This is a genomic window from Streptomyces sp. NPDC048514 (assembly GCF_043199955.1).
GTDB lineage: Bacteria > Actinomycetota > Actinomycetes > Streptomycetales > Streptomycetaceae > Streptomyces.
This window is the reverse complement of record NZ_JBICWT010000017.1, coordinates 123,253-139,125: the sequence shown is the minus strand read 5'-3', so window position 1 is coordinate 139,125 and position 15,873 is coordinate 123,253. Positions and strand designations below refer to the sequence as shown.

At 71.4% G+C, this 15,873-nt stretch carries 13 protein-coding genes; 12 read left to right on the top strand and 1 reads right to left on the bottom strand.

All coding sequences use genetic code 11. The features are described 5' to 3' along the window. Nucleotides 1-69: 69 nt before the first annotated feature. Nucleotides 70-681 carry a beta-class carbonic anhydrase gene (locus tag ACGFT2_RS32550; protein ID WP_393285448.1) on the bottom strand — a complete coding sequence of 204 codons (612 nt, stop codon included), beginning with the start codon at nucleotides 679-681 and terminating at the stop codon, nucleotides 70-72. 354 nt (nucleotides 682-1,035) lie between these two features. Between ACGFT2_RS32550 and rsmH the strand changes: the two genes are divergently transcribed. From rsmH to pgeF, 12 genes are all read left to right on the top strand, one after another. Then, the gene (gene rsmH, locus ACGFT2_RS32545) at nucleotides 1,036-1,992 is read left to right on the top strand and encodes a 16S rRNA (cytosine(1402)-N(4))-methyltransferase RsmH (protein WP_393285445.1); all 957 of its coding nucleotides are present in this window, start codon (nucleotides 1,036-1,038) and stop codon (nucleotides 1,990-1,992) included. Between the two features lie 60 nt (nucleotides 1,993-2,052). Next, entirely contained in the window at nucleotides 2,053-2,676 is a 624-nt protein-coding gene (locus tag ACGFT2_RS32540; protein WP_393285626.1) for a septum formation initiator family protein, read from the top strand. 5 nt (nucleotides 2,677-2,681) lie between these two features. After that, nucleotides 2,682-4,646 (top strand): penicillin-binding transpeptidase domain-containing protein, encoded by a 1,965-nt coding sequence (locus tag ACGFT2_RS32535; protein ID WP_393285442.1) that lies wholly within the window; start codon nucleotides 2,682-2,684, stop codon nucleotides 4,644-4,646. Nucleotides 4,647-4,689: 43 nt separating this feature from the next. Next, complete coding sequence (locus tag ACGFT2_RS32530) at nucleotides 4,690-6,345, top strand: UDP-N-acetylmuramoyl-L-alanyl-D-glutamate--2,6-diaminopimelate ligase (protein ID WP_393285440.1); 1,656 nt, start codon at nucleotides 4,690-4,692, stop codon at nucleotides 6,343-6,345. A 4-nt stretch (nucleotides 6,346-6,349) separates the two neighbouring features. Then, nucleotides 6,350-7,756 (top strand): UDP-N-acetylmuramoyl-tripeptide--D-alanyl-D-alanine ligase, encoded by a 1,407-nt coding sequence (murF, locus tag ACGFT2_RS32525; RefSeq protein ID WP_393285437.1) that lies wholly within the window; start codon nucleotides 6,350-6,352, stop codon nucleotides 7,754-7,756. Then, nucleotides 7,756-8,826 (top strand): phospho-N-acetylmuramoyl-pentapeptide-transferase, encoded by a 1,071-nt coding sequence (mraY, locus tag ACGFT2_RS32520; protein ID WP_393285624.1) that lies wholly within the window; start codon nucleotides 7,756-7,758, stop codon nucleotides 8,824-8,826. Before murF ends, mraY begins: the two co-directional genes overlap by 1 nt. After that, nucleotides 8,808-10,259 (top strand): UDP-N-acetylmuramoyl-L-alanine--D-glutamate ligase, encoded by a 1,452-nt coding sequence (murD, locus tag ACGFT2_RS32515; protein ID WP_393285434.1) that lies wholly within the window; start codon nucleotides 8,808-8,810, stop codon nucleotides 10,257-10,259. The genes mraY and murD overlap by 19 nt, the downstream gene beginning before the upstream one ends. An 85-nt stretch (nucleotides 10,260-10,344) precedes the next feature. Then, entirely contained in the window at nucleotides 10,345-11,706 is a 1,362-nt protein-coding gene (ftsW, locus tag ACGFT2_RS32510) for a putative lipid II flippase FtsW (protein ID WP_393285432.1), read from the top strand. A 6-nt stretch (nucleotides 11,707-11,712) separates the two neighbouring features. Beyond that, entirely contained in the window at nucleotides 11,713-12,801 is a 1,089-nt protein-coding gene (gene murG / locus ACGFT2_RS32505; protein ID WP_393285430.1) for an undecaprenyldiphospho-muramoylpentapeptide beta-N-acetylglucosaminyltransferase, read from the top strand. A 26-nt stretch (nucleotides 12,802-12,827) separates the two neighbouring features. After that, entirely contained in the window at nucleotides 12,828-13,622 is a 795-nt protein-coding gene (locus ACGFT2_RS32500; RefSeq protein WP_393285428.1) for a cell division protein FtsQ/DivIB, read from the top strand. A 279-nt stretch (nucleotides 13,623-13,901) separates the two neighbouring features. After that, entirely contained in the window at nucleotides 13,902-15,110 is a 1,209-nt protein-coding gene (ftsZ, locus tag ACGFT2_RS32495; protein ID WP_393285425.1) for a cell division protein FtsZ, read from the top strand. Further along, complete coding sequence (gene pgeF, locus ACGFT2_RS32490) at nucleotides 15,107-15,871, top strand: peptidoglycan editing factor PgeF (RefSeq protein ID WP_393285423.1); 765 nt, start codon at nucleotides 15,107-15,109, stop codon at nucleotides 15,869-15,871. Before ftsZ ends, pgeF begins: the two co-directional genes overlap by 4 nt. Nucleotides 15,872-15,873: the final 2 nt, after the last annotated feature.

Sequence of the window (15,873 nt, the reverse complement as noted above, 5' to 3'; positions counted from 1 at the left end):
CGTCTTTTCCGACCGGACTTCCGATACGGCGAGGGCGGTTCCGCTCGGGAGTGCCGACCGGCGCGCCGGTCAGGCCGGGTCGACCTCGCGCAGCAGACCGGTGCGCACGTCGAAGACGAAGCCGCGCACGTCGTCGGTGTGCAGCAGGAACGGCGAGGTGCGCACCCGCTGCATGGACTGCCGCACGTCCTGGTCGACGTCCCGGAAGGACTCCACCGCCCACGCCGGACGCTGGCCGACCTCCATCTCCAGGTCGGTGCGGAAGTCCTCGGTGAGGGCCTCGAGACCGCAGCCGGTGTGGTGGATGAGCACGACGCTGCGCGTGCCGAGCTTGCGCTGGCTGATGGTCAGGGAGCGGATGACGTCGTCGGTGACCACACCGCCGGCGTTGCGGATCGTGTGGCAGTCGCCGAGCTGGAGGCCGAGCGCCTTGTGCAGGTCCAGCCGGGCGTCCATACAGGCGACGACGGCCACATGGAGGACCGGACGGGCGTCCATGCCGGGGTCGGTGAAGGCCTCGGTGTAACGCCGGTTCGCCTCCACGAGACGGTCCGTCACAGTGCCGCCGGACGCTATGGCGTCTTCGGATCCAGTGGGTACTGCCGCAGAAGTCGTCATGCCGACGACGTTACTGGTCACGTGACACCCCGGCCTGCTGTGAGAGCGGACAAAGAACGTCATCGCGGGTTGTTGTGAGGTACCCCACACGGGGGGCGAATGGGGGCCGGACGGGTGAATCGACCGAATCGCGGCTCCGGCCCTGCGGGGCCGCGCGACGCGCAGGCCGGTTGATTGACCGCGAGACAGGGTGGACTAAAGTGACGCGAAGCGGGAGGCGTGGCTCTTCCTGCTGGTGAAACCCCTGGAGGCCCCGGCACCCGTCCGGGCCGTCTCCCCGCGTGCGCGGCGCGTACGCACGACTCGGCCTTCTCCCCGCTCCCGGTCGGCTGACGCTTCCGGCGCCGGCAGGCCCTTCGTTCACGAGCGGGCGGGGGCCCGGCGGTGCGTACGGCCCGCCGGAACTGAGAGGCCCCCTTGAGCCAGAGTCGACACGTCCCGGTGATGCTCCAGCGGTGCCTGGACCTGCTGGCGCCCGCCCTGGAGCGGCCGGGAGCGGTGGTCGTCGACTGCACCCTCGGCCTCGGCGGCCACAGCGAAGCACTGCTGAGCCGGTTCCCCGAGGCGCGGCTGATCGGCCTCGACCGGGACAAGGAGGCGCTGCGCCTGTCCGGCGAGCGGCTGGCGGCCCACCAGGACCGCGCCACCCTGGTGCACGCCGTCTACGACGAGCTGCCCGACGTCCTCGCCCGGCTCGGCATCCCGCGCGTGCAGGGCGTGCTGTTCGACCTCGGCGTCTCCTCCATGCAGCTCGACGAGGCCGGACGCGGCTTCGCCTACGCCCAGGACGCCCCCCTGGACATGCGCATGGACCAGACGACCGGCATCAGCGCCGCCGAGGTCCTCAACACCTACCCCGCCGGGGAACTCGTGCGCATCCTGCGCGCGTACGGCGAGGAGAAGCAGGCCAAGCGGATCGTCTCCGCGATCGTCCGCGAGCGGGAGAAGGAGCCGTTCGACAACAGCGCCCGGCTCGTGGAGCTGATCCGGGACGCGCTGCCGCAGGCCGCCAAGCGCACCGGTGGCAACCCGGCCAAGCGCACCTTCCAGGCGCTGCGCATCGAGGTCAACGGCGAACTGTCCGTCCTGGAGCGGGCGATCCCCGCCGCCGTCAGGGCACTCGCCGTCGGCGGACGCGTGGCCGTGCTGTCGTACCACTCGCTCGAGGACCGCCTGGTCAAGCAGGTGTTCGCGGCCGGAGCCACGTCCACGGCGCCGCCCGGACTGCCGGTCGTGCCCGAGCGCTACCAGCCGAGACTCAAGCTGCTCACCCGTGGTGCCGAACTTCCCACCGAGGAAGAGGTCGCCGAGAACCGCCGGGCCGCACCGGCCCGGTTGCGGGGTGCCGAACGCATCAGGGAGGACGCCGAGTGAGTGAGACGGGTCGATTGGTTTCCCCAACTCACTGGGGGAGTGGTGAGTAGGAATCCCGAACTGGGCAGGACGGGCGAATCCAAGGCGAAAGCGAAACGCGAGCCCAAGCCGAAGGCGAAACCCGCGCTGAGGGGGAGGGCGGCCCAGCTCGCCCGGCTCTTCCCGGCCGGCCGCGCCAAGGCGGCCCGCACTCCCTTCGTCCTGCTCGTCGTCCTCCTCCTGGGCGGTGGCCTGATCGGGCTGCTGGTGCTGAACTCGGCGCTGAGCGAGGGCTCGTTCAAACTCGCCGACCTGCAGAAGCGGACCAAGAGCCTCACCGACCAGGAACAGGCCCTCCAGCGGGACATCGACGCCTACTCGGCCCCCGACGCCCTGCAGCGCCGTGCCCGCGCCCTCGGTATGGTCCCCGGCGGCGACCCGGCCTTCCTCGGCCCCGACGGCAGGGTCATGGGCGTTCCCAGCGCCGCCGCTCCCGAGGAGGCGGCCGCCCTCACCGCTCCGGTCGCCCCCGAGGCCCTGCCCCCGGCCGCCGGCCCCGCAGGGGTCCCGGGCCCGGCAGCCGTCCCGGGTCCCGGCGCGGCGCCCGCCCCGCCCCAGGGCAGCCCCGCGGCCGCCCCGGCCGCGCCGCCCGCCCCGGCCCTCACCACCCTCCAGCCAGCCTCCACCCCGACCCCCGGCAGGTGACGGAAGTGTCCGACAGGGAACCGCCGCGCCGCCGGGTACCCGGCCCTGCGAAGCCTCCCCGGCCGCGCGGTGCCGTCCGGCGGCAGCCCGGGCCCGGCGCCCGGCCCGCCCGCCGCCCGGCCGGCGCCCGGCCCATGCCCCCGCGCCCCCTGCGGCTCGGCAGCCCCCGGCCCCGGCTGCGCCTGGTCAGCCTCGCCCTGACCCTGGTGCTCCTCGCCTTCGTCGTGCGGCTGCTGCAGGTCCAGGCCGTCGACGCGAGCGCCTACGCGGCACGGGCGGAGCAGAACCGCTACGTGGTGCACACGCTGGCCGCCGCGCGCGGCGGGATCACCGACCGCAACGGCGTGGCCCTCGCGATCAGCGAGGACGCGTACGACATCACGGCCGACCCGACGATGTTCAGCGCCAAGCAGCTGAAGATCGCCAACGGCCCCGAGCAGGCCGCCGCGCTGCTCGCGCCGATCCTCGGCCAGGACCAGGCCGCCCTGGTCAAGAAGCTCCGGCCGGAGAACAGGAACTCCCGCTACGCGCGTCTCGCCAACCGGCAGACCCCGCAGGTCTGGAAGCAGATCAAGGACCTCAAGAGCGCGCTCACCAAGAAGTCCGAGACGGACCACACCACCGTCAACGTCCTCTCCGGTGTCTTCGCCGACCCCAGCAGCCAGCGCGTGTACCCCAACGGCGACCTCGCCGCCGGAATACTGGGCTGGGTCAACGCCGACGGCCAGGGCGGCGGCGGCATCGAGCAGGCGCTGGACAAGCAGCTCGCCGGCAAGGACGGCAAGGTCCGCTACGCCCAGTCCGGCGGCCGGCAGGTGCCGACGGCGGGCTCCACGGAGACACCCGCCGTGCCCGGCTCGGACATCGAACTCACCATCGACCGCGACATCCAGTGGGCCGCGCAGAACGCGATCAGCGAGCAGGTGAGGAAGTCCAGGGCGGACCGCGGCTACGTCGTCGTCCAGGACACCCGCACCGGCCAGATCCTGGCCATGGCCAACTCGCCCGGCTTCGATCCGAACGACCTGTCGAAGGCCGACGGCGACGCCATGGGCAACGCGGCCCTCCAGGACGCCTACGAGCCCGGCTCCACGGCGAAGGTGATGTCCATGGCGGCCGTGCTGGAGCAGAAGGTGGCCACCCCGCTCACCCGCGTCGTCGTACCCAACCGGCTGCACCGGGGCGACCGGCTTTTCCAGGACGACATCGACCACGCCACCTGGTACCTCACGCTCAACGGCGTGCTCGCCAAGTCCAGCAACATCGGCACCATCCTGGCCACCGGCGAACTCGGCAAGACGCAGCCGGCGGCCAACAAGGTCCTCTACTCGTACCTGCGCAGGTTCGGCATCGGCGGCTACACCGGCCTCGGCTTCCCCGGCGAGACCCGCGGCATCCTCGCGCCGCCGCAGAAATGGTCCACCTCGCAGCAGTACACGATCCCGTTCGGCCAGGGCTTCTCCATCAACGCCATGCAGGCGGCCTCCGTGTACTCGACCATCGCCAACGGCGGGGTCCGGGTCGAGCCGTCGCTGGTGCGCGGCGCCAAGGGCGCGGACGGGCGCTTCGCCCCGGCTCCGAAACCCGAGGAAAGGCGCGTCGTCAGCGCGAAGACCGCCAAGGCGGTGGCCCAGATGCTGGAGTCCGTCGTGGACGACGAGCAGGGCACCGGCATCAAGGCACGGATCCCGGGGTACCGGGTCGCGGGCAAGACCGGCACGGCCAACCGTGTGGATCCGGCCACCGGCAGGTACCGCGGCTACACCTCGTCGTTCGCCGGCTTCGCCCCCGCGGACAACCCCCGCATCACCGTCTACTGCGCCATCCAGAACGCGACCTCCGGCAGCTACTTCGGCGGTCAGATCTGCGGCCCGATCTACAAGCAGGTGATGGAGTTCGCCCTGAAGACCCTTCAGGTCCCACCCACCGGGGCGAAGGCCGCCAACCTGCCCGTGACCTACAAGCCCTGATCAGCACCGCTCAGCACAGCGGCAAGACCCCCAGGACGAACTCGTGACAACGATCACCCCGGACCCCGGGAACCACGGCGCCGCCAACCCCTCGCTTCGCCCCGGAGCGGGTGCGCCCGGTACGCTCACCGCCGTGCCACACGCTGATCAGTCCCAAACCACCCAGAAGGGCGCTTCCGTGACATATCCGGGACCGCCGCGACCGGCCCAGGTCTCCGCCACACCCCTCGCGGAACTGGCCGATCAGCTGGGTGCCGCGGCTCCGGCCGGCTCCGCAGCGATCACGGGGATCACCCACGACTCGCGCGCCGTCCGCCCCGGTGACCTGTACGCCGCCCTGCCGGGCGCCCGCCTGCACGGCGCCGACTTCGTCACCCAGGCCGCGAGCCTCGGCGCGACCGCCGTGCTCACCGATCCGGCGGGCGCCGAGCGCGCCGCCGCGACCGGCCTGCCCGTCCTGGTCGTGGACGCCCCGCGCGCGGTGATGGGTGAACTCGCGGCGACCATCTACGGCCGGCCCGGCCGCGACCTGCTCCAGATCGGCATCACCGGCACCTCCGGCAAGACCACCACCGCCTACCTCGTCGAGGGCGGCCTGAAGACGGCACGCTCCACCGGCCTGGTCGGCACGGTGGAGATGCGCATCGGCGAGGAGCGCATCAAGTCCGAGCGCACCACCCCCGAGGCCACCGACCTGCAGGCCCTGTTCGCCGTCATGCGCGAACGCGGTGTCGAGGCGGTCGCCATGGAGGTCTCCAGCCACGCCCTGGTCCTCGGCCGGGTCGACGGCTGCGTCTTCGACATCGCCGTCTTCACGAACCTGAGCCCGGAGCACATGGAGTTCCACTCCGACATGGAGGACTACTTCCGGGCCAAGGCGCAGCTGTTCACGCCGGAGCGCAGCAGGCTCGGCGTGGTCAACGCCGACGACGAGTACGGCCGCCGGCTCGCCGCCGAGGCGAGCGTGCCGGTCGTCACCTTCTCCGCCGAGGGCCACCCCGACGCCGACTGGCGCGCCGAGGACGTCCAGGTCGGTCCCATGGACTCGACGTTCACCGTCCTCGGCCCGAACGGCGAGCGCGTGCACGCCAGGTCGCCGCTGGCCGGCCCCTTCAACGTGGCGAACACCCTCGCCGCCGTGGTCGCCCTCGCCGCGGCCGGCCTCGACCCGCAGGCCGCCGCCGACGGCATCGCCGCCGTACCGGGCGTGCCCGGACGGCTGGAGCGCATCGACGCCGGGCAGCCCTACCTGGCGGTCGTCGACTACGCCCACAAGACCGACGCGGTCGAGTCGGTGCTCAAGGCGCTGCGCAAGGTGACCAAGGGGCGCCTGCACATCGTCCTCGGCTGCGGCGGTGACCGCGACCGGACCAAGCGCGCCGCGATGGGCGCCGCCGCGGCCCGGCTCTCCGACACGGCCGTACTGACATCGGACAACCCCCGTTCCGAGGACCCCCTCGCGATCCTCGCGACCATGCTCCAGGGCGCGGCCTCCGTGCCCGCGCACGAACGCGGCGAGGTGCTCCTCTTCGAGGAGCGGGCCGCCGCCATCGCCGCCGCCGTGGGCCGTGCCCAGGCCGGTGACACCGTGCTGGTCGCGGGCAAGGGTCATGAGCAGGGCCAGGACATCGCCGGCGTGATCCGTCCCTTCGACGACCGCCAGGTGCTTCGCGAAGCTATCCAGAAGACCCAGGGATGAACTTGTGATCGCCCTCTCCCTCGCCGAGATCGCAGCAGTCGTCGGCGGGCAGACGCACGACATACCGGATCCGTCCGTCCAGGTCACGGGACCGGTCGTCCGGGACTCCCGTGAGGTGGTGCCCGGCAGCCTGTTCGCCGCCTTCGTCGGTGAGCGCGTGGACGGCCACACCTACGCACCGCAGGTCGTCGAGGCGGGAGCGGTCGCCGTACTGGCGTCCCGCCCGGTCGGCGTGCCCGCGATCGTGGTCGAGGACGTGCAGACCGCCCTCGGCGCCCTCGCCCGGCACGTCGTGCGCCGGCTCGGCGCGACCCTCGTCGCCCTGACCGGCTCGGCCGGCAAGACCAGCACCAAGGACCTCATCGCGCAGGTGCTCCAGCGCGCGGCGCCGACCATCTACACCCCCGGCTCGCTCAACAACGAGATCGGGCTGCCGCTGACCGCCCTGGCCGCCACCGAGGAGACGAAGTTCCTCGTGCTGGAGATGGGCGCCCGCGGCATCGGCCACATCCGCTACCTCACCGGCCTCACCCCGCCGAAGGTCGGACTCGTCCTGAACGTCGGCACCGCCCACATCGGAGAGTTCGGCGGTCGCGAGCAGATCGCCCAGGCCAAGGGCGAACTGGTGGAGGCCCTGCCCGAGGACGGGACGGCCGTCCTCAACGCCGACGACCCGCTGGTCCGCGCCATGGCCTCCCGTACCAAGGCGAAGGTGGTCCTTTTCGGAGAGTCGGCCGAAGCGGACGTACGCGCCGAGAACGTGCGACTCACGGACACCGGACAGCCCGCCTTCAGACTTCACACACCCTCCGGTGCAAGCGATGTGACCATGCGCCTGTACGGTGAGCACCACGTGTCGAACGCGCTCGCCGCGGCCGCCGTCGCCCATGAGCTGGGCATGTCCGCGGAAGAGATCGCCACCGCGCTCTCCGAGGCGGGCTCCCTCTCCCGCTGGCGCATGGAGGTCACCGAGCGCCCGGACGGCGTGACCATCGTCAACGACGCCTACAACGCCAACCCCGAGTCCACGCGGGCCGCCCTCAAGGCGCTCGCGGCGATGGGCAAGGGGCGCCGCACGTGGGCGGTGCTCGGCAAGATGGCCGAGCTGGGGGACGAGGCGCTCGCCGAGCACGACGCCGTCGGACGGCTCGCCGTCCGGCTCAACGTCAGCAAGCTCGTCGCGGTCGGGGGGATTGAGGCCTCCTGGCTGCAACTGGGCGCATATAACGAGGGTTCGTGGGGTGAGGAGTCGGTGCACGTGTCCGACGCACAGGCGGCGATCGACCTGTTGCGCAGCGAGTTGCGCCCGGGGGACGTCGTGCTCGTGAAGGCGTCCCGTTCGGTGGGGCTCGAGAGCGTTGCCCAGGCGCTCGTCGAGACCGGTGCCGAGGGTGAGGTTGCCGCCCGATGATGAAGCAGATCCTGTTCTCAGGAGTCATTGGCCTCTTCCTGACGCTGGTCGGCACCCCGCTGCTGATCAAGCTTCTCGCCCGCAAGGGCTACGGCCAGTACATCCGTGACGACGGCCCGCGCGAGCACGCCAGCAAGCGCGGTACGCCGACCATGGGTGGTATCGCCTTCATCCTGGCGACGATCGCGGCGTACTTCCTGAGCAAGCTCATCACCGGCTACCCCCCGACCTACTCCGGCCTGCTGGTCCTCGGCCTGATGGCCGGCATGGGCCTGGTCGGCTTCCTCGACGACTACATCAAGATCGTCAAGCGGCGCTCGCTGGGCCTGCGCGCCAAGGCGAAGATGGCCGGCCAGCTGATCGTCGGCATCGCCTTCGCGGTGCTGTCCCTGATGTTCTCCGACGCGCGCGGCAACACCCCTGCGTCCACGAAGCTGTCGTTCATCACCGACTTCGGCTGGTCGATCGGCCCGGTGCTGTTCGTCGTCTGGGCGCTGTTCATGATCCTCGCGATGTCGAACGGCGTGAACCTGACCGATGGTCTGGACGGTCTGGCCACCGGCGCCTCCGTCCTCGTCTTCGGCGCCTACACCTTCATCGGCGTCTGGCAGTTCCAGGAGTCCTGCGCCAACGCGGGCACCCTGACCAACCCGGGCGCCTGCTACGAGGTGCGCGACCCGCTGGACCTCGCCGTGGTCGCCTCCGCGCTGATGGGAGCCTGCCTCGGCTTCCTGTGGTGGAACACCTCGCCCGCCAAGATCTTCATGGGCGACACCGGTTCGCTCGCCCTCGGCGGTGTCCTCACCGGCCTGGCCATCCTCTCCCGCACGGAGCTGCTGGTGGCCATCATGGGCGGTCTGTTCGTCCTCATCACCATGTCGGTCGTCATCCAGGTCGGCTCGTTCCGGCTCACCGGCAGGCGGGTCTTCCGGATGGCACCACTCCAGCACCACTTCGAACTCAAGGGCTGGTCCGAGGTCCTGGTGGTGGTCCGCTTCTGGATCATCCAGGGAATCTGTGTGATCGTCGGACTGGGCCTCTTCTACGCGGGATGGGCAGCGGACAAGTGACCTCCAGCTCGGAGCCCTTCGACTTCCGGGGCCGCCACGTCACCGTCGCCGGGCTCGGCGTCTCCGGTGTGCCGGCGGCCAAGGCCCTGCACGCGCGCGGGGCGATCGTCACGGTCGTCAACGACGGCGACGACGCACGCGCGCGTGAGCAGGCCGAGGAGCTCCGGGCGCTCGGCGTCACCGTGCGCCTCGGCGACGGGGCCACCCTGCCCGAGGGCACCGAGCTGATCGTCACCGCGCCCGGCTGGCAGCCGGACAAGCCGCTGTTCCTGGCGGCGGGTGAGGCGGGTGTGCCCGTCTGGGGCGACGTGGAGCTGGCCTGGCGGCTCAGGGGACCCGGCGCGGCCCCCTGGCTGGCCGTGACGGGCACCAACGGCAAGACCACGACCGTGCAGATGCTCGCCTCCATCCTGACGGCGGCGGGCCTGCGCACGGCCGCCGTCGGCAACATCGGCGTCTCCCTGCTGGACGCCGTCCTCGGCGAGCAGGAGTACCGCGATCTCGACGTACTCGCCGTGGAGCTGTCCAGCTACCAGCTCCACTGGGCGCCCTCGCTGCGCGCCCACTCGGCCGTCGTGCTGAACCTCGCCCCGGACCACCTCGACTGGCACGGCTCCATGGAGGCCTACGCCGCCGACAAGGGCCGTGTCTACGCGGGCAATCAGGTCGCCTGCGTCTACAACGTGGCCGACAAGCGCACCGAGGAGCTGGTGCGCGGCGCCGACGTGGAAGAGGGCTGCCGGGCCGTCGGATTCACCCTCGGTACGCCCGCTCCCTCCCAACTCGGCGTCGTCGAGGGCATCCTCGTGGACCGCGCCTTCGTCGAGGACCGGCACAAGAACGCCCAGGAGCTGGCCGAGGTCACCGACGTGAACCCGCCGGCCCCGCACAACATCGCCAACGCCCTTGCCGCGGCGGCCCTCGCCCGCGCCTACGGGGTGCCCGCCACGGCCGTACGCGACGGCCTCAGGGCCTTCCGCCCCGACGCGCACCGCATCGCGCACGTCGCCGACATCGACGGGGTCGCGTACATCGACGACTCCAAGGCGACCAACACCCACGCCGCTGAAGCATCGTTGGCATCATATGAACCGATCGTATGGATTGCGGGTGGCCTGGCGAAGGGCGCGACCTTCGACGAACTGGTCGCCAGGTCGGCCGGGCGGCTTCGCGGTGCCGTGCTGATCGGTGCCGACCGGGCGCTCATCCGCGAGGCCCTGGCGCGACACGCCCCGGAAGTACCCGTGGTCGACCTCGACCGGACCGACACTGGGGCGATGCTCCAGGCGGTGTCGGAAGCGAAGCGGCTCGCTCAGCCCGGCGACACGGTGCTGCTGGCCCCGGCCTGCGCCTCCATGGACATGTTCACCAACTACAACCAGCGCGGTGACGCGTTCGCGGCGGCGGTCCGCGAACTCGGAGCAGGCGCCTGACGGCGGGTCTCGGCCACATAGGGTGCTTCGGGACCCTTGGAGGAACGGGTGACTCGAATGTGGCTGAGGTCGGGAGGAGCCGGTCATGCCCGGTAGCCGTACAGGTCGTCCTCCGGTCCAGCGGGCCGTCAAACGGCCTCCCACCCCACGCCTGCCGCGAGAGAACCCCTTCCAGCGGCTCGGTCTGCGCGCGCGGCGGGCCTGGGACCGCCCGCTGACCGCGTACTACCTGATCGTCGGCGGCAGCGTACTGATCACCGTGCTCGGCCTGGTGATGGTCTACTCGGCCTCCCAGATCACCGCGCTGCAGCTCTCGCTGCCCGGGTCGTACTTCTTCCGCAAGCAGGCCCTCGCCGCGCTCATCGGCGGTGCGCTGCTGTTCGCCGCATCCCGGATGCCGGTCAGGCTGCACCGGGCGCTGGCCTACCCGATCCTGGCCGGCGCCGTCTTCCTGATGGTCCTGGTGCAGGTGCCCGGGATAGGGATGGCGGTCAACGGCAACCAGAACTGGATCTCCCTCGGCGGCTCCTTCCAGATCCAGCCCAGCGAGTTCGGCAAGCTGGCCCTGGTGCTGTGGGGCGCGGACCTGATCGCCCGCAAGCAGGAGAGGAAGCTGCTCGCCCAGTGGAAGCACATGCTGGTGCCGCTGGTACCGGTCGCCTTCATGCTGCTCGGGCTGATCATGCTCGGCGGCGACATGGGCACCGCGATCATTCTCACAGCGATCCTGTTCGGCCTGCTGTGGCTCGCGGGCGCGCCGACCAGGCTGTTCGCCGGGGTACTGTCGGTCGCCGCGCTGATCGGTGTGGTCCTGATCAAGACCAGCCCGAACCGGATGGCCCGCCTCGCCTGCATCGGCGCCACCGAGCCGAAGTCCGGGGTCGCCGACTGCTGGCAGGCGGTGCACGGCATCTACGCTCTCGCCTCCGGCGGACTCTTCGGCTCCGGCCTCGGCGCGAGTGTGGAAAAATGGGGCCAACTCCCAGAAGCCCACACCGACTTCATCTTCGCCGTCACCGGCGAGGAACTGGGCCTGGCGGGGACACTGTCGGTGCTCGCCCTGTTCGCGGCTCTAGGCTATGCGGGTATCCGCGTGGCCGGACGCACGGAGGACCCCTTCGTGAGGTATGCCGCGGGAGGTGTGACCACCTGGATCACCGCCCAGGCGGTGATCAACATCGGTGCGGTGCTCGGCCTGCTGCCGATCGCCGGCGTCCCCCTCCCGCTGTTCTCCTACGGAGGGTCCGCGCTGCTGCCGACCATGTTCGCCATCGGGCTGCTCATCGCCTTCGCGCGCGACGAGCCCGCTGTGCGGGCGGCCCTTGCGGTGCGGCAACCTCGCTTTGGTAGAAAGCGGGCGGGAGGTCCCGGTGCCGAGCGGGGGCCTCGGAGATGGAACACGATGAGACGGCGTGCCTCGGCGGCGCGTTCGTCCGGAGAGCGGTGAATTTCGGTGCATGTCGTACTCGCCGGTGGGGGGACCGCCGGCCACATCGAGCCCGCGCTCGCCCTCGCGGACGCCCTGCGCAGGCAGGACCCGAGCGTGGGGATCACGGCCCTGGGCACGGAGCGCGGTCTGGAGACCCGGCTCGTGCCCGAGCGCGGCTACGAGCTGGCGCTGATTCCGGCGGTGCCGCTGCCGCGCAGGCCCACCCCCGAGCTGATCACCGTTCCGGGCCGGCTGCGCGGCACCATCAAGGCCGCCGAGCAGATCCTGGAGCGCACCAAGGCGGACGCGGTCGCCGGCTTCGGCGGTTACGTCGCGCTGCCCGCCTACCTGGCGGCCAAGCGCCTCGGGGTGCCGATCGTGATCCACGAGGCCAACGCCCGCCCGGGCCTGGCCAACAAGATCGGCTCCCGGTACGCGGCACGGGTCGCCGTCTCCACCCCGGACAGCAAGCTGCGTGACGCCCGCTACATCGGCATCCCGCTGCGCCGCTCCATCGCCACTCTGGACCGGGCCGCCGCCCGCCCGGAGGCCCGCGCCCGCTTCGGGCTCGACCCCAACCTGCCCACGCTGCTGGTCTCCGGCGGTTCCCAGGGCGCCCGCCGCCTCAACGAGGTGGTCCAGCAGGTCGCCCCGTGGCTGCAGCAGGCCGGAATCCAGATCCTGCACGCGGTCGGACCGAAGAACGAACTGCCGCACGTGCAGCAGATGCCGGGGATGCCCCCCTACATCCCGGTAAGTTACCTGGACCGGATGGACCTCGCGTACGCCGCGGCCGACCTGATGCTCTGCCGCGCGGGCGCGATGACCGTCGCCGAACTCTCCGCCGTCGGGCTCCCGGCCGCCTACGTCCCGCTGCCCATCGGCAACGGCGAGCAGCGGCTGAACGCCCAGCCGGTGGTCAAGGCCGGTGGTGGACTCCTCGTCGACGACGCGGAGCTGACGCCCGAGTGGGTGCAGCAGAACGTGCTGCCCGTGCTCGCCGACCCGCACCGGCTGTACGAGATGTCCCGCTCGGCAAGCGAGTTCGGCCGCCGGGACGCCGACGAACTCCTCGTCGGCATGGTGTACGAGGCGATCGCCTCGCGCCGTTAGGACCGTATGACGAAAGGGCAGTGAGCGTGGCCGGACCGACGACCGCCGAGCGCGGTGAACGCCAGCAGGAGTCGTCCGGCCCGCCGCCCGCCCGCAGACGCGCAAGACGGCGCCTCCTCGCGATCGTCGCCCTGGCCGTGATCCTGCTGCTCCTCGGAGCCGGTGGCGCTTGGGCGTTGTACGGCTCCCACTGGCTGCGCGTCGAGCGCGTCTCGGTCTCGGGCACGCTCGTACTGACCCCTGCGCAGGTGCGCGAGGCGGCGGCCGTGCCCGTCGGGGCGCCGATGGTCTCCATCGACACCGATGCCCTCGAAGCCCGGTTCCGCCGGAAGCTGCCGCGGATCCACACCGTCGACGTGGTCCGGGCCTGGCCGCACGGCATCGGCCTGAAGGTGACCGAGCGCACTCCTGCCCTGCTGATCCGCAAGGGCGCCGATTTCGTCGAGGTAGACGACGAAGGTGTCCGGTTCGCCACGGTCCCGCGCGCGCCGATCGGCGTCCCGATGCTGGAACTGTCCGTCGCCCGCACCGGTTCGGGCGCGGCCGCCTTCCGGCGCTTCGGCACCGACCGGCTGGTGCGCGAGGCGGTCCGGGTCGCCGGCGCCCTGCCCGCCGCCGTGGCACGGGACACCCGGACCGTCCGGGTCCGCTCCTTCGACGCAATCTCGCTGGAGTTGAGGGGTGGCCGCACGGTGGCATGGGGCAGCGGCGAGAACGGCCGCGCCAAGGCACGGACCCTCACAGCTCTCATGAAAGCAGTTCCCGGCGCGCGGTACTTCGATGTCAGCGTCCCCACCGCCCCTGCGTCATCAGGGAGTTGACGCACATCAGCGCAGGCCAGCACCCTGGTTGGGCACTGCTATGGCTGATCACATAGGGTGAAAAGAAAAACGGGAGGTTCGGCGTGTTCGTTGAACGGGCGCCACTTGTCGACTTAGTGTCCTGTTCAGAAGACTCCAGGGAACAGACACACTGGTAACCCTAAACTTCAACGTTAGGGTTCGGGTCGGCGCTACGGACCGTCCCATTCGGCATCTGTCGTCCACGTGCGGGGCACCGCACGGCGGCGACAACGTAATTCGAGGCGAGAGGCCTTCGACGTGGCAGCACCGCAGAACTACCTCGCAGTCATCAAGGTCATCGGTGTCGGCGGCGGTGGTGTCAATGCCATCAACCGGATGATCGAGGTCGGTCTCAAGGGCGTCGAGTTCATCGCCATCAACACCGACGCGCAAGCGCTGTTGATGAGCGACGCCGACGTCAAGCTCGACGTCGGCCGCGAACTCACCCGCGGACTCGGCGCCGGAGCCAACCCGGCCGTCGGCCGCAAGGCCGCCGAGGACCACCGCGAGGAGATCGAGGAGGTCCTCAAGGGGGCCGACATGGTCTTCGTGACGGCCGGAGAAGGCGGCGGCACCGGCACCGGCGGCGCGCCCGTCGTGGCCAACATCGCGCGCTCGCTCGGCGCCCTCACCATCGGCGTGGTCACGCGCCCGTTCACCTTCGAGGGCCGGCGTCGCGCCAACCAGGCGGAGGACGGCATCGCCGAACTCCGCGAAGAGGTCGACACCCTCATCGTCATCCCCAACGACCGGCTGCTGTCCATCTCGGACCGCCAGGTCTCGGTCCTGGACGCCTTCAAGTCCGCCGACCAGGTCCTGCTCTCCGGTGTCCAGGGCATCACCGACCTCATCACCACCCCCGGCCTGATCAACCTCGACTTCGCCGACGTCAAGTCGGTCATGTCCGAGGCCGGTTCGGCCCTGATGGGCATCGGCTCGGCCCGCGGCGACGACCGCGCGGTGGCGGCGGCCGAGATGGCGATCTCCTCGCCGCTGCTGGAGGCGTCCATCGACGGCGCCCGGGGCGTGCTGCTCTCCATCTCCGGTGGCTCCGACCTCGGCCTGTTCGAGATCAACGAGGCGGCCCAGCTGGTCAGCGAGGCCGCCCACCCCGAGGCCAACATCATCTTCGGCGCGGTCATCGACGACGCCCTCGGCGACGAGGTCCGGGTCACCGTGATCGCGGCCGGCTTCGACGGCGGCCAGCCGCCGGCCCGCCGGGACAACGTCCTCGGCTCGGCCTCCACCTCCTCCGCGCCCCGCCGCGAGGAGCCCGCCCCCGCCCGGCCGGCCGAGCCCAGCCGTCCGTCCTTCGGTTCGCTCGGCAGCGTGAAGCCGAAGGAGGAGACGGAGTCCGCGCCCGAGCCGGTGGCCGAGATCCCGGTCGTCCCGCCGGTCACGCCCGCCCCCCGTACCTACGCGGACAGCGCGGCGGAGGAACTGGACGTCCCGGACTTCCTCAAGTGATAGGACAGCGCGAGAGCGTGGGCGGCGCCCACTTCGCCTTCACCGACCGGTGGGGCGGGGTGAGCGCCGCTCCGTATGAGCAGCTCAATCTCGGCGGAGCGGTCGGCGACACCGCCGAGGCGGTACGGGACAACCGGGAGCTGGCGGCCAAGTCGCTGGGCCTGGATCCCGGCCGGGTCGTCTGGATGAACCAGGTGCACGGCGCCGACGTGGCCGTGGTCGACGAGCCGTGGGGCACGCCGGTCCCCCCGCTCGAGCGAAGCCCGGAGTGGGGGAGCCCGGTACCGGAGGTCGACGCGATCGTCACCACCCGCCGCGGACTCGCCCTCGCCGTCCTCACCGCCGACTGCGTGCCGGTGCTGCTGGCCGACCCCGTCGCCGGGGTCGTCGCCGCGGCCCACGCGGGCCGCCCCGGCATGGTCGGAGGGATCGTGCCCGCCGCCGTCCGCGCCATGGTCGGGCTCGGCGCCGAACCGGACCGGATCGTCGCCCGCACCGGACCGGCCGTGTGCGGCCGGTGCTACGAGGTGCCGGAACAGATGCGCGCCGACGTCGCCGCCGTCGAGCCGGCGGCGCACGCCGAGACCAGCTGGGGCACGCCGGCGGTCGACGTGAGCGCCGGCGTGCACGCGCAGCTCGATCGGCTCGGGGTGTGCGACCGGGAGCAGTCGCCGGTGTGCACGCTGGAGTCGGCGGATCACTTCTCGTACCGCCGCGACCGCACCACCGGGCGGCTCGCCGGCTATGTATGGCTGGACTGATG